9 protein-coding genes are annotated in these 13,332 nt (G+C 48.0%); 8 read left to right on the top strand and 1 reads right to left on the bottom strand.

The window, feature by feature from the left end:
- The first annotated feature begins 8 nt into the window (after positions 1-8).
- Genes DXB83_RS06085 through DXB83_RS06075 form a run of 3 tightly spaced genes read left to right on the top strand, consistent with a single transcriptional unit; the run spans position 9 to position 4,899 of the window.
- Positions 9-1,250: a rhamnosyltransferase WsaF family glycosyltransferase gene (locus DXB83_RS06085; RefSeq protein WP_227093573.1), complete on the top strand. Its 1,242-nt coding sequence runs from the start codon at positions 9-11 to the stop codon at positions 1,248-1,250.
- Positions 1,231-2,664: an ArnT family glycosyltransferase gene (locus DXB83_RS06080; RefSeq protein WP_117509230.1), complete on the top strand. Its 1,434-nt coding sequence runs from the start codon at positions 1,231-1,233 to the stop codon at positions 2,662-2,664. Before DXB83_RS06085 ends, DXB83_RS06080 begins: the two co-directional genes overlap by 20 nt.
- 30 nt (positions 2,665-2,694) lie before the next feature.
- The gene (locus tag DXB83_RS06075) at positions 2,695-4,899 is read left to right on the top strand and encodes a glycosyltransferase (protein ID WP_118595180.1); all 2,205 of its coding nucleotides are present in this window, start codon (positions 2,695-2,697) and stop codon (positions 4,897-4,899) included.
- A gap of 194 nt (positions 4,900-5,093) precedes the next feature.
- On the opposite strand, the gene DXB83_RS06070 is transcribed toward DXB83_RS06075, so the two are convergent.
- Positions 5,094-6,401 carry a D-alanyl-D-alanine carboxypeptidase family protein gene (locus tag DXB83_RS06070; RefSeq protein WP_118595181.1) on the bottom strand — a complete coding sequence of 436 codons (1,308 nt, stop codon included), beginning with the start codon at positions 6,399-6,401 and terminating at the stop codon, positions 5,094-5,096.
- Between the two features lie 250 nt (positions 6,402-6,651).
- Here DXB83_RS06070 and DXB83_RS06065 point away from each other — a divergent pair, with 250 nt between their 5' ends.
- The 5 genes from DXB83_RS06065 (at position 6,652) to DXB83_RS06045 (ending at position 13,200) form a co-directional block, all read left to right on the top strand.
- The gene (locus DXB83_RS06065; RefSeq protein WP_055265472.1) at positions 6,652-8,487 is read left to right on the top strand and encodes a glycosyltransferase family 2 protein; all 1,836 of its coding nucleotides are present in this window, start codon (positions 6,652-6,654) and stop codon (positions 8,485-8,487) included.
- Positions 8,475-9,449, top strand: coding sequence for a glycosyltransferase family 2 protein (locus DXB83_RS06060; protein ID WP_118666456.1), 975 nt, complete (start codon positions 8,475-8,477; stop codon positions 9,447-9,449). The genes DXB83_RS06065 and DXB83_RS06060 overlap by 13 nt, the downstream gene beginning before the upstream one ends.
- Positions 9,450-9,599: 150 nt before the next feature.
- Complete coding sequence (locus DXB83_RS06055; RefSeq protein WP_117509226.1) at positions 9,600-11,009, top strand: undecaprenyl-phosphate glucose phosphotransferase; 1,410 nt, start codon at positions 9,600-9,602, stop codon at positions 11,007-11,009.
- Positions 11,010-11,027: 18 nt separating this feature from the next.
- Entirely contained in the window at positions 11,028-12,224 is a 1,197-nt protein-coding gene (locus DXB83_RS06050) for an LCP family protein (RefSeq protein WP_118595183.1), read from the top strand.
- Between the two features lie 22 nt (positions 12,225-12,246).
- Positions 12,247-13,200 carry a glycosyltransferase family 2 protein gene (locus tag DXB83_RS06045; RefSeq protein ID WP_118595184.1) on the top strand — a complete coding sequence of 318 codons (954 nt, stop codon included), beginning with the start codon at positions 12,247-12,249 and terminating at the stop codon, positions 13,198-13,200.
- Positions 13,201-13,332 lie beyond the last annotated feature (132 nt).

Raw genomic sequence — 13,332 nt, 5'->3', positions numbered from 1 at the left:
AAAGAAACGTGAAAAAACCAAATGTAGCATACCGTGCGTTACGGTATCTGAAGAATCATGGATTAAAAGAAACGATTGAGCGCGCAAAACAGGGCAATGAGCCGGCTGTACCGCCGAAGAACAACGTCATCGGATTTTACAGATTTGTCGTAGACAACGATCCGATCCCGTTCAATCAAAAAGAGTATGAGAAACATAAAAACGACAAGAAAAAGATCCTGAATTGGGTTGTACCGGAAATGGGACCTGGTTCCGGCGGTCATACCACCATTTTCCGTTTTATTTCCAACCTGGAGCGCCTCGGTTTCCACAGTAGAGTTTATCTCTACATGTCCCCGAATTTTCAGGATAATGCGTCCATCCGCAAATTCCTAAAAGAGTACTTCCCGCTTCTTGTGCCGGAAGTAGAAGTTTACTGCGATGTATCCCAGATGAAATTTGCACATGCAACCGTAGCAACCTCCTGGACCACCGCTTACTACGTAAGAAAATTCCAGAATACGATTTCGAAGTTTTACTTCGTACAGGATTTCGAGCCGCATTTCTATGCACACGGTTCGGAGTATGAGTTTGCAGAGAACACGTACAAGATGGGATTCCGAGGAATCACAGCAGGAGACTGGCTGCGGGATATCATGAGAAATGAATACGGCATGCAGGCAGACAGCTTCCATTTCTCCTACGATGACAAGGTATATCAGCCGAAGGAAAAGCAGGACAACGAGAAGAGAGTTTTCTTCTATGCCCGCCCGGTTACCCCGAGACGTGATTTTGAGCTCGGTATGCTGGCACTCAATGAGCTGTGCCGCAGAATGCCGGAGATCGAGGTTGTTTTCGCGGGATGGGATGTCAGCGGCTATGAGATTCCGTTCAAACACAGAAATTTAGGTATCGTAACACCGCAGGTGCTGGCAGATTCCTATGCGATCTGTGATATGTGCCTTGTTATTTCGAATACCAACCTTTCCCTCGTACCGTTCGAGGTTATGGCCTGCAACTCGGTCGCTGTCTGCTCCAAGGGTGCAAACAGCAGTTGGATGGTAAATGAGGAAAACTCCATTCTGGTTGACTATGATCCGATCCAGATCGCAGATAGAATGGAATATTACTTCAACCACCCGGATGAGCTGGCTACAATCCGCAAAAAGGGAATGGATTTCGTAAAGGGAACCTCCTGGTACAAAGAAGCCGAAAAAGTTTACGCAAGTATGCTAAAAGGAATTGAGGAAGATGAGAAAAAACTGCAGTAAGGATGTGAGCAGAGAACGCAGAATCGAGATTCTGTTTGTATTCGGCGTATTCCTGTTTTACTTTTTGTGGTCCTGTACGCAGCGATACAATTTCTCGTCGGATGAATCAATGCGGTATCAGATTCCACAGTTCATTTATGAATATGGGAAGCTTCCGCGGGGTGACGAACCGCTGATTCGGAATGAGGATTGGGGGATTTCCTATGCATTCAATCCGATTCTCTCCTATATGGCATCTGCAGTTTTGATGAAGGGGATGAGCCTGTTTTCCACGGATGAGTGGATGCTGCTCATTTCCGCCCGTTTTGTAAATGTTCTGCTGGGAGCGCTTACTGCCTGGGTGGTCTTAAAGACGGCAAAGCTGTTGTTTCCAAGACGCTACGCATGGATGTTTACGACTCTGGTGGTTTTCCTGCCGGGCAATGTGATTTTATATTCCTATGTCAACTGCGACGCGCTTGCAATGTGTTCGACGGCCATTATCTTTTATTCCTGGGTAAAGGCGTACAAAGAGGGATGGAGCTGGACCACGTGTGCGGTATCGGCCGTTGGAATGGGAATCTGTTTCTTGTCGTATTACAATGCGTATGGATTTATTCTGATGACGTTTTTCTACTTTGTGGGAACGATGCTGACGGACCAGTCGAAACCGGTCAAAGAACGATGGAAAGAAATGATCCAAAAAGGTCTTTTTATTTTGGTGATCGTCTGTGTCATTGCTCTGTGGTGGTTTATTCGAAATGCTATTCTCTATGGAGGAGATTTTCTGGGACGCCAGGCATCGAGCGCAAGCGCGGAACTGTATGCAAGATACCAGTACAAGCCGTCGCACAGCAAGACCTTCCAGAAAAAAGGAGGCTCCATGTTGCATATGATCTTCTATAAGCCGAGTTTTCTGGAACATGACTGGCTGGTAACAGTGCTGTACAGCTTTGTCGGCGCGTTTGGCTACAATAAGATTTATCTTTCCACGATGATTATTGTTCCGTACCTCTGCTGTCTTCTTGTCGGTCTCATTCTGATGCGGAACTGTTGCCAGAGAGACTTTTTCTTCTGGAATGCAGACGGCACGCAGACGGCTCTTACCGGAAAAACGAAGAGAAAATGGAGTAAACTGGGATGGTTTACCTGGGCTAATGTGTTTGCCCTGCTGATCCCGAATTATCTGAATGCGTATTACTCCTACAGTTCTGATTTTCAGCCGCAGGGACGATACAGCATGCCGATGCTGATTCCGCTGATGTATTTCGTGACGAAGGGTGTGCAGGCGTTCCTGAAACGGGAGAAAAAACTACAGAAGTATGAAAAATTGTTCTGTATTCTGGTCTGTGTGGCGGCAGCGGCATTAGCGGCATTTACTTGGGCGAGAATCATCTATCCGATGTACTTGCAGAACTACTACGGATTGCGGTAAGCGGAACAGAGAAAGAAAGCGGTGAAACGTTTGGAAAAAATTTCAGTGCTGACAGCAAAATTAAAAAAAGCTGTTGCAGAAGAAGGAATCGGCGGTCTGGCTGGGCGTACGAAAGGGTACCTTGCGCGGGCAAAAAAAGAAAAAGAGTTTCAGAGAGAAAAATCCCGGGTCTACCGGGATATTCTCTTTATCAGTGGCTGCAATGAACAGCTGCCGCATCCACACCGGTACCGCGTGGTGCATCAGATGGAGCAGCTGGAGGCAGGCGGATATACGTGTGATACGGTTTATTTTCAGGAGCTGAAGCCCTGGATGGTACGTTGCTACGGCGCGTTCGTGATTTTCCGCTGCCCGATGACGGACACCCTGCGGGAATTTGCCACAATGGCAAAGCAGATGAACAAGCCTCTGTGGTACGATGTGGATGATCTTGTGATCGATACGAAATACACCGATCAGATTCCGTTTCTCGACCGGATGCAGCCGGAAGAACGGCAGGCATACGATCAGAATGTCCGAAACATGGGCGAGCTGCTTTCCCTCTGCGATGCGGCGGTTACGACGACAGCGGCGCTGGCAGAAGAACTGAAGCAGTACGTACCGGAGGTGCTGATCAACCGCAACTGTGCGTCAGATGAGATGCTGCTACTGTCCGAGGCGGTGTTAAAAGAAAAACAGAAAAAGAACGAAGCAGATGGAACGGCGAAAAAAGTACGCCTTGGCTATTTCAGCGGCAGTGCGACGCATCTGGACGACATCGAGATGATCGTTCCGGTGCTGAAACAGTTGCTTGGCAAAAATCCGAACCTGGAACTCCTCATCGTGGGAATTCTGGAACTCCCGGTGGAGCTGAAACTGTTTGCTTCCCAGATCCAGATGGAGGGCTTTGTCGATTACCAAAAACTGCCGGAGCGGATTGCGTCGGTGGATATCAACTTGGCTCCGCTTACCGATACGATTTTTAACCGTGCGAAATCGGAAAATAAATGGGTGGAAGCGGCTCTGGTGCAGACTGTGACAGCAGCCAGCAATCTCGGCGCTTTTGCTGAGATGGTACAGGATGGAGAAGACGGCGTACTCTGCCGAGACGAAGCGGAGTGGTTGGAAAAACTGCAGTGGCTGATCGACGACGAACCGGCACGAAAAGCCATTGCCGGACGGGCATATGGCCGGTGCAGCCGCGAGTGTGTCACAATCTTTCATGCCACCGGGATTTGCGAGTGGGTGGAGCGCCACTGGAATCTACGCTGTGCCTTTGTGCTTCCAGCGATGGAGATCAGCGGAGGCATCCGCGTTGCACTTCTTCATGCGGAAATGCTGGTAAAAGCAGGAGCGCAGGTCAGCCTCTTTACTCTGGAAGGGGAGGTGGAGTGGTATCATGAGGGTGATTTCCATTTTCCGGTGCTGTCGGCCGAGCGAGAGAAACTGCAGGGAACGCTGGATCTTGCGGTAGCGACGATGTGGAATACCGCAGAGTTCGTCGAACAGTCCAGCAAGATCCGAAAGAAAAAATATCTGGTGCAGAATTTTGAAGTTGGATTTTATCCGCCGGGAAGCCCGTACCGGATCGCAACTTCGGCGACTTACCGGATGAGGAGCCCGATGGAGTACGTAACCATTTCCAAATGGTGTCAGAACTGGCTGCGGGAGGAATACCATACCGAAGCAGCCTATCTTCCGAACGGCATCGATCCGTCCTTCTATCCGAAACGGGGGCGGGATCTGCAGGGAAAAATTCGGATTCTGATCGAGGGAGACTGCAGCGCGGAGCATAAAAACGTGGACGAGAGCTTCCGTATCGTGGAACAGCTGGATCTGGAAAAATTCGAGATCTGGTACATGTCCTACAATGGAAATCCGAAATCCTGGTACCGCGTGGACCGCTTTTTACACCGGGTTCCATATGAAAAAACACCGGAAGTCTATGCGGCGTGTGATATCCTGCTGAAAACAAGCCTGCTGGAAAGCTTTTCCTATCCGCCGCTTGAGATGATGGCGTCCGGCGGCTACGTCGTTGCTGTGCCGAACGGTGGCAATCTGGAATACCTGAAAGATGGGGAAAACTGTATTCTCTATCCGCAGGGAAATCTCGCGGAGGCAAAAGCGGCGATTGAGCGTATTCTGACAGATGCGGAACTGAGGAAAAAACTGGATACGGGAGCAGAAGAGACGGTAAAGGAAAGAAACTGGAAAAGAATCGAACCACAGATTTTAGAACAGTATCTTGGAAAATAAATAAGCAACAAAAAGGGCTGTCGCACTAGCAAATATTTCTGGCGGTAGCTCTGCTTTATACCCAAATGGCATCGAAATCGGTTGCGTTTTCGATGCCATTCTTTACTTCTTATAGGAAAGTTCGACTTCCGTCGAACTCTTGAATCAGGATCACCCGTTGGACGGGAGGTCCTGATTGCTTATAAATTAGAAGATCAGTGCCGTTTGTTTCGGTTATTGCGGCGTCTGTTTCTGCGTTTCCGTCTCTTTCTCGCGTTGTTGATCACGACAATGATCAGAATTAGAAAAGCGACACCGTTCAGGCCAAGCAGAATATAGAGCAGTGTGGAGAGAAAAGAAATTTTCTTGGTTTCTTCCGGTGTTGGAATATCTGTGCTGTCGGTTTCTTCTGATGAATTGGAGGAAACCGAAGAACTGTCGGAAACAGTACCTGGAGCGGAAACCTCGGCTGTTCCGATGAAGTGATCATCGAAAAAATACTGGCGGGTGTACGGTTCCTCAACGGAAGCGCCGTCCGGATCGGTGTAGGTTGCAGTTTCAATTTTCGCATTCTTTGGAAGCGTTACCACACCGGAAAGACTTTCCTTTTTTGCGTTCTTCAGGGTATAATGTGTAAAATTATCATAACCGAAATCAAGTACGGTACGGGTATCGTTGATATAATCGAGGTTATCACAGGTTAAAACAACGCAGACCAGCGTCATATTGCCTCGCTTGGCAGCGGTAACGAGTGTGTTGTGTGCCTCATCGGTATAACCGGTCTTTCCGGCGAAAGCACCCTTGTATCCCCACTGACCGTCCTGGAACAGCAATGCGTGGTGGTTCTGAAGATCACGCGGTGTCGAGGTCATATTGGTCGGCTGAATTGTGTAGGTCAGATCGGACTCGATGCGGCAGAAGGTCTCGTTTTTGATGCACTCCTGCATAATGAGTGCCATATCGTGTGCACTGGTGTAGTGGTTCGGATCTGGCAGACCGTTTGCATTGACAAAATGGGTATTCGTGCAACCAAGTGCAGCGGCGCGTTCGTTCATCATGGCGGCGAAACCTTCCTCGCTTCCGGCAATGTCGATGGCAAGCTGTGTGCAGACCTCATTTGCCGAGGCAAGAAGAATCGCGTGAAGAGCATCCTCCACTGTGATCGTTTCGCCAAGCTGAACGTTGATGCGGGCATTTCCCGGAATGGATTCGCTGACAGCATGTTCGCCGAAGGTAACGGTGTCGGTCATCTGCTTGTTTTCAATGATCAGCAGAGCCGTCAGAATCTTGGTGATGCTGGCAGGATAGCGCTGCTCGTCCATGTTTTTATCGTATAAAACAGCACCAGTATCGGCATCGAGTAAACAGACAGCGCCGGAATTGTTTTCCGGTCCTTCGGGCCAGGTGGTGACTGTTTTTTTATCGGTTGTGGCAAAAATCGTCTGCGGGAGGCAGGACGCGGCAAAAACAAAAGCAAGCAACAGGCATAAAAATGTGCGGGCTGCAGAATTCTTTCTAATCATAACTCACTCCTTCTGATCCAGCGGGTACAGCTGCATAAGACTGTCCGGGCAGCGGATCTCTCTAAAATGTATTAGACACACTTTTATTATTATAACATAAAGCGAGCAGGGAAGAAACACATAATTTCTTAATATTTTCAGTCGGGATTTGCAAAATGCGGTAAAATAGAGTATAATGCGAACGAGTTCATACGGAAAAAACAAAAAACCTGAAAAACAAAAACCCCAAGGAGTTAAAAAAGTGTCAGATATGAAATGGCTCCGTTTTATACGGAAATTGAAACCTTACAACATACAGAAGGGACTGCGTTACCTGAAACATTATGGCCCAAAGGAATTCCTGATCCGTCTTTCGGAGAGGATGGAGCCGGAGGAGGTTCCGTACGGACCGTGGCGGGAGCAGTACTGCGCAAAAGAGGAGGACCTGGCGCGTCAGAAAAATCATAAATTTTCTTATTGTCCGAAGATCAGCGTTGTTGTTCCGGCTTACCGTACGCCGGAAATTTTTCTGCGTCAGATGATCGAATCCCTGGAAAAACAGAGTTATGAAAACTGGGAACTGGTGATCGGAAATGCCAGCCCGGAGGATGAGACGATGGCGCGCATCCTGAAAGAGTATACCGGAAAAGATCCGCGCGTAAAGAACGTTCCGATTCCGGAAAATATCGGCATTGCAGAGAATACAAATGCAGCGCTTGCCGCAGCAGCGGGAAATTTCGTCGGTTTTATGGATCACGACGATCTGCTTGCGCCGGATGCACTCTTTGAAATTGCCATCCGTCTGGAAAAAGATCCGTCCATCGATGCTTTTTATACCGATGAGGACAAGGTACGGACCGATCTGTCCGAGTATTTCCAGCCGCATTTCAAACCGGATTTCAATCTGGATCTGCTGCGGTCAAACAATTATATCTGCCATTTCTTCGTTGTACGGCGGGAGATTGCGGAGAAAACCGGCGGCCTTCGTCCGGAATACAATGGGGCGCAGGATTATGATTATATCTTCCGCTGCACGGAAATGGCGGGAAAAATTGTACACATTCCGAGAGTTTTATATCACTGGAGGGTCCACAGCGCTTCCACCGCAGACAATCCGGCAAGCAAGCTGTACGCGTATGAGGCCGGAAAAAAGGCAATTGAGGGAAACCTTGCGCGCTGTGGCGAAGAGGGAACCGTCACACTGCGTTCGGATTATGGCTTCTACGATGTAGATTATAAACTGCGGGGAACGCCTCTGGTTTCGATTCTGATCCCGAACAAGGATCAGGCCGATACGTTACGCACCTGTCTGGAATCCATTAAGAAGAAGTGCATGTATCCATCCTATGAGATTCTGATTATTGAGAACAACAGCACTGAGGAAGCAACGTTTTCCTATTACAAAGAACTCGAAGCACAGGGCATCCGTGTCCTGAAGTATCCAAAACAGGGCTTTAACTATTCTGCGATCAATAATTTCGGCGTCAAAGAGGCAAAGGGAGAGTATCTCCTGTTTCTCAATAACGATATGGAAATTATCACACCCGATTTTATGGAAAAGATGGTGTCCAATCTGCAAAGACCGCAGATCGGGGCGGTCGGCGCGAAGCTGTATTACCCGGACAACACGGTGCAGCATGCGGGTATCATCATCGGTATCGGCGGCATTGCGGGCCACGCCTTTTTAGGGCTGGCGCGCGGAAGAAGCGGCTACCTGCATAAGGCATCGCTCCAGATGAATGTGAGTGCGGTGACAGCAGCGTGCATGATGATGAAAAAAGAGGTCTTTGAGGAGGTCGGCGGCTTTGAAGAAGAACTGTCCGTCGCTTTCAATGATGTTGATCTGTGCCTGCGCATTGGAAAAGCAGGTTATAAAATCGTATACAATCCGCACGTGGAGCTGTACCATTATGAATCGAAATCTAGGGGAGCAGAGGATGACGAGAAGAAGGTGCGCCGCTTCCAGTCGGAAATCGAATTTATGCGCAGCCGCTGGATTGGGCTGTTAAAGGCAGGAGATCCCTGCTACAATCCAAATTTAACGCTGGCATCGTGGAACTATGGACTGCGTGCCGACGGCAGGGGAGTAAAACCATGGACAAAGTAGCAGTTGTAATACCAAATTATAATGGATACCGGTATCTGGAGACGTGCTTTGCAGCGCTTGCAAAGCAGACCTTTACGGAATTTACCACATATTTCGTGGACAATGGTTCACAGGATGAGAGCTGTGCGTTTCTGCGGGAACACTACCCGGAGACGAAAATCATCCAGCTCGATGATAACTATGGCTTCAGCCGTGCGGTCAACGAAGGCATCCGCCAGTCGAAGGAGCCGTATGTGATCCTTTTAAACAACGACACCGAAGTGTTCCAGGACTTTGTCGAGCGCCTTTATGAGGGAATCTGTAAAAGAAAGAATGCGTTTGCATGCAGCGCAAAGCTGATTTCCTATCAGGAGCGTGATAAAATCGACGATGCGGGAAATTACTATAATATGCTGGGATGGGCATTCGCAAGAGGAAAAGGAAAACCGGTCAGTGAATTTGAAACGTCCGACCGGATTTTTGCGGCCTGCGCCGGAGCAGCGATCTACCGCCGGGAATTTCTGGAAAAGACCGGACTTTTTGACGAAGAACATTTCGCTTATCTGGAAGATACCGACATCGGCTATCGTGCGCGGCTTTTGGGCTACGAGAACTGGTATGAGCCGTCCGCGAAGGTTTACCACGTCGGAAGCGGAACGAGCGGCTCCCGGTATAACCTCTTTAAAATCCGTTATTCTTCCAGGAACAATATTTATCTGATCTATAAAAATATGCCGGTTTTACAGATTTTGCTTAACCTGCCGGCCTTTATCCTCGGTTTTTCGGCAAAACTGGTCTTTTTTGCATCGAAGGGATATGGAAAAGAATATCTGGCAGGAATCAAGAATGGTTTTTTCATCTGCCGGAAGCCGGAAAACAGAGCAAAAAAGATCCGTTTTGAGTGGAAGCGCCTCGGCACGTATTTTGTCATCGAATGGGAGCTTTTTATCAATGTGTTCCGGAGATTTCTGGAGAGGGTATAAGGATTCTTTCAAAAGATTACGAAAAAGTTAAAAAGTTTACGGAAATAAGAAGAATGTTAGAAAAATATGATTGCTCTTTTTTGAAACTTATTGTATAGTTAGGGGTAGGGAATTTTTAAATCCCGAAAAAAACAGATAAGGTGAACGAATTTGATCAACGATAATCAGAAATATTTTGACCGGATGCACGTTCTGATCGATGCCCTGGTGCTCGCACTTTCCTACGTACTGTCCTGGTACTGCTATGTGCGGCTGGGCGTTATGAATAATCATCCGGAGAGGGGAATTCTGCCGCCGGCGACGTATATGATGGCACTGCTCTATATCGTGCCCGGCTATCTGCTGCTTTACTATGCATTCAATCTCTATGCATCCAAGCGTTTTCAGGGAAGACGTCTGGAATTTGCCAATATCTTAAAAGCGAATACGGTTGGATTTCTGGTCTGGCTGGCCAGCCTTTACATGGTGCGCCAGGTTCACTTTTCCCGTGGTATGCTCTGCATCTTCTTTGTGCTGAATGTGACACTGGAAACGATCGTAAGAAATCTGATCCACTATATCTTAAGCAATATGTGGAAACACGGCCGCAACCAGAAGCAGATTCTGATGGTCGGCTACAGCCGTGCGACTGAGGAATACATTGACCGGATCATTGCAAACCCGGAGTGGGGCTATCTCGTCCGCGGAATCCTCGATGACCATGTCAAAGCGGGAACGATGTACCGCGGTGTCAAGGTTCTTGGAAGAATCAACAATCTTTCAGTCATTCTGCCGGAAAACAAACTGGATGAAATTGCCATTACCCTTGGCCTGAACGAATACTTCCGCCTGGAGGAGATCGTTGCCATGTGTGAAAAATCCGGCGTACATACCCAGTTTGTGCCGGATTACCACAACATCATTCCGACAAAGCCGTACACAGAAGACCTGCAGGGACTTCCTGTCATCAATATCCGCTATGTGCCGCTTTCCAACACGTTCAACGCGATGCTGAAACGGATTGTGGATATTTTCGGCGCGTTCGTGGCGATCATTCTGTTCTCACCGGTGATGCTGTTTTCCTGCATCATGATCAAGCTGACCTCACCGGGTCCGCTGATCTACCGTCAGACACGCGTCGGACTGCACAACAAACCGTTTGAAATGTACAAGTTCCGTTCGATGGAAGTTCAGACGGAGGAGAAAGAAAAGAAGGCATGGACCGTGAAGAATGACCCGCGTGTGACGGGATTTGGAAAATTCATGCGCCATACCAGCATTGATGAGCTTCCACAGCTCTTTAACATCTTAAAAGGAGATATGAGCCTGGTCGGACCGCGGCCGGAGCGACCTTTCTTTGTGGAAAAATTCCGGGAGGAAATCCCGCGTTATATGGTAAAACATCAGGTGCGTCCCGGTCTTACGGGGTGGGCACAGGTGAATGGATACCGGGGAGACACTTCCATCCGAAAGCGTATTGACTGTGATCTGTATTATATTGAAAACTGGACGCTGGGACTTGATTTTAAAATTCTGTTCCTGACCTTTTTCAAAGGATTTGTGAATAAAAACGCTTACTAAAAGATAAGGGGAAAAGAGATGTCGAAGAAGAATTACAAAAAGAGCAGAAAATACAAAAAAATGCGCCGCAGAAAAATAATTTTCGGAATTGAAATCACCGTTCTGCTGATTCTTTCCGGAATTCTGTTCGTCTACGCATGGATCAACCGTTCGATGGATAAGATGAATCAGGATACGCTGGACAGCTCCCAGATTCAGATCAACAGTGAAGTAAAGGCAAATACCGATCTCTCACAGATGTCCGGTACACAGGTCATCGCGCTGGTCGGCGTGGATGCCAGAGGTGTGAAAGGCTCCGAGCTGGCAGAAAGCATGAACAGTGACACTATTATTCTCTGTTGTATTGATCACGACAAGCAGGAAATCCGTATGGTGTCGATTATGCGTGACACCTGGATGAATATGGCGAAATATACCGATGAATATTATGAGTTTGACAAAGCCAATTCCGCCTATAACCGCGGCGGTCCGGAGAGTATGCTCTCCATGCTGAATACAAACCTTGACCTTGCACTGACCGATTACGTTACCGTAAACTTCAAGGCACTCGCCGATGCGATTGATGTCCTGGGCGGTCTCGACATCGAGATGACAAATGCAGAGTGTGTTCATGCAAACAACTACAACAGAGAGGTATCGGAAGCACAGGGCGTAGAGTATGAAGCTATTCCGTATGATGAGGACCTTGGGGATGATTACAGCGAAGTACGTCATGTCAGCGGTGCACTTGCAACCTCCTATGCGCGGATCCGTTACGGCGGCGGCGACGATGCGAAACGTACGAGCCGTCAGCGAATCGTCATCAATCTCATGGTACAGAAGATTAAACAGAATCCGACCAAGATTCCGGAGATTCTGGATAAAGTGATGGGAAATGTCAGCACCAGTCTTACCAAAAACGAAATTCTGGAACTTGGCATGCATGCGGTAACGTACAAAATGGGAACATCTTATGCATATCCGTTCCAGCTGTGTTATGGAGAAAATGTAGAAAGCGCACTTGGTGTTGATGTCGTAATTCCGGTTACACTGGAACACAATGTAAAGGAACTGCACGCTTATCTGTATCCGACGATGAGCTATGATCCATCTGCAGCCGTGATAGAGTACAGTGACTATATTGCAAGAGAGAGCGGCTACGATGATGATATGATTGAGTATGTACTGAATCAGGGACCGGGCGCTGCAACAGATTCTGTGGTAGCAGGAGATTAAAATACAGGGAGAATACGACAAGATGAGTCAATATACCGTTGATGTCATGATACCAACGTATAAACCAGGGCAGGAGTTCGCAGAACTTCTGCCCCGCCTTTTAAAACAGACTTACCCGATCCGTTCGATCCGGGTCGTGAATACGGGGAAAAAGTTCTGGAATCCGGCGTGGGAGCAGCTTTCAGACAAGATTATGGTGGAGCATATTCAGCCGAGCGAGTTCGACCACGGCGGAACGAGAAGGGCGATGGCAGAAAGTTCAGATGCGGATCTTCTGCTTTTTATGACCCAGGATGCCATGCCGTACGATAATGCGTGCGTGGAACATCTGGTGGAAAAATTTTCACTGCCGCATGTGAAGGCGGCCTATGCGCGGCAGCTTCCGCGGGATGACTGCCGTACACTGGAACGGTTTACGAGAGGCTTTAACTATCCGGACGAGAGTGATATCAAGGATGCCGGTGATCTGCCAAAACTTGGTGTTAAGACTTTTTTCTGTTCCAATGTCTGTGCAATGTATGACCGCAGGACATATGAAGAGCTGGGTGGATTTGTAGAAAGCACCTTGTTTAACGAAGATATGATCTATGCCGGGCATCTTGTGCAGGCGGGCTATGCGATTGCCTATGCGGCAGATGCGAAGGTGGTACATTCCCACAATTACGGTTGTCTGGCACAGCTTCACCGCAATTTCGACCTCGGTGTATCCCAGGCACAGCATCCGGAGATCTTTGATGCGTATCCGTCTGAGAGTGAGGGAATCCGTATGGTGAAAAAATCGGCATCCTACGTCTGCGAAATTCATAAGCCGTGGCTGCTCGTCACTTTATTCTTTCAAAGCGGATTCAAATATGTGGGCTACTTCCTCGGAAAACGATACAAAAGCCTTCCGGACAGTGTAATCCGCTGGTGTACCTCAAACAAAACATGGTGGGAATATCACGGAAAGATACGAAAAAAACGAAATAGAAGATAAGTGAAAGTAAAAAACAAAAATAAAAAGATCTTGTAAGTAAATACGAAATGCTCCATAAGGTTGACAGAGAACGGAGCAGAGTGGTAAAAAAGTAAAGAACAAGAAATTAGAAGGCGGCATAACCTGAAAACA

The sequence above is a fragment of the Blautia sp. OM06-15AC genome (assembly GCF_003481425.1).
GTDB classification, from domain to species: Bacteria; Bacillota; Clostridia; order Lachnospirales; family Lachnospiraceae; genus Fusicatenibacter; species Fusicatenibacter saccharivorans.
The sequence above is the reverse complement of the archived record's forward strand: the minus strand, read 5'-3'. Positions and strand labels throughout refer to the sequence as shown.

Coding starts and splice junctions, on each gene's coding strand:
- DXB83_RS06080 (WP_117509230.1), top strand. CDS start 1,231: ATGAGAAAAAACTGCAGTAAGGATGTGAGCAGAGAACGCAGAATCGAG.
- DXB83_RS06070 (WP_118595181.1), bottom strand. CDS start 6,401: ATGATTAGAAAGAATTCTGCAGCCCGCACATTTTTATGCCTGTTGCTT.
- DXB83_RS06065 (WP_055265472.1), top strand. CDS start 6,652: ATGAAATGGCTCCGTTTTATACGGAAATTGAAACCTTACAACATACAG.
- DXB83_RS06060 (WP_118666456.1), top strand. CDS start 8,475: ATGGACAAAGTAGCAGTTGTAATACCAAATTATAATGGATACCGGTAT.
- DXB83_RS06050 (WP_118595183.1), top strand. CDS start 11,028: ATGTCGAAGAAGAATTACAAAAAGAGCAGAAAATACAAAAAAATGCGC.
- DXB83_RS06045 (WP_118595184.1), top strand. CDS start 12,247: ATGAGTCAATATACCGTTGATGTCATGATACCAACGTATAAACCAGGG.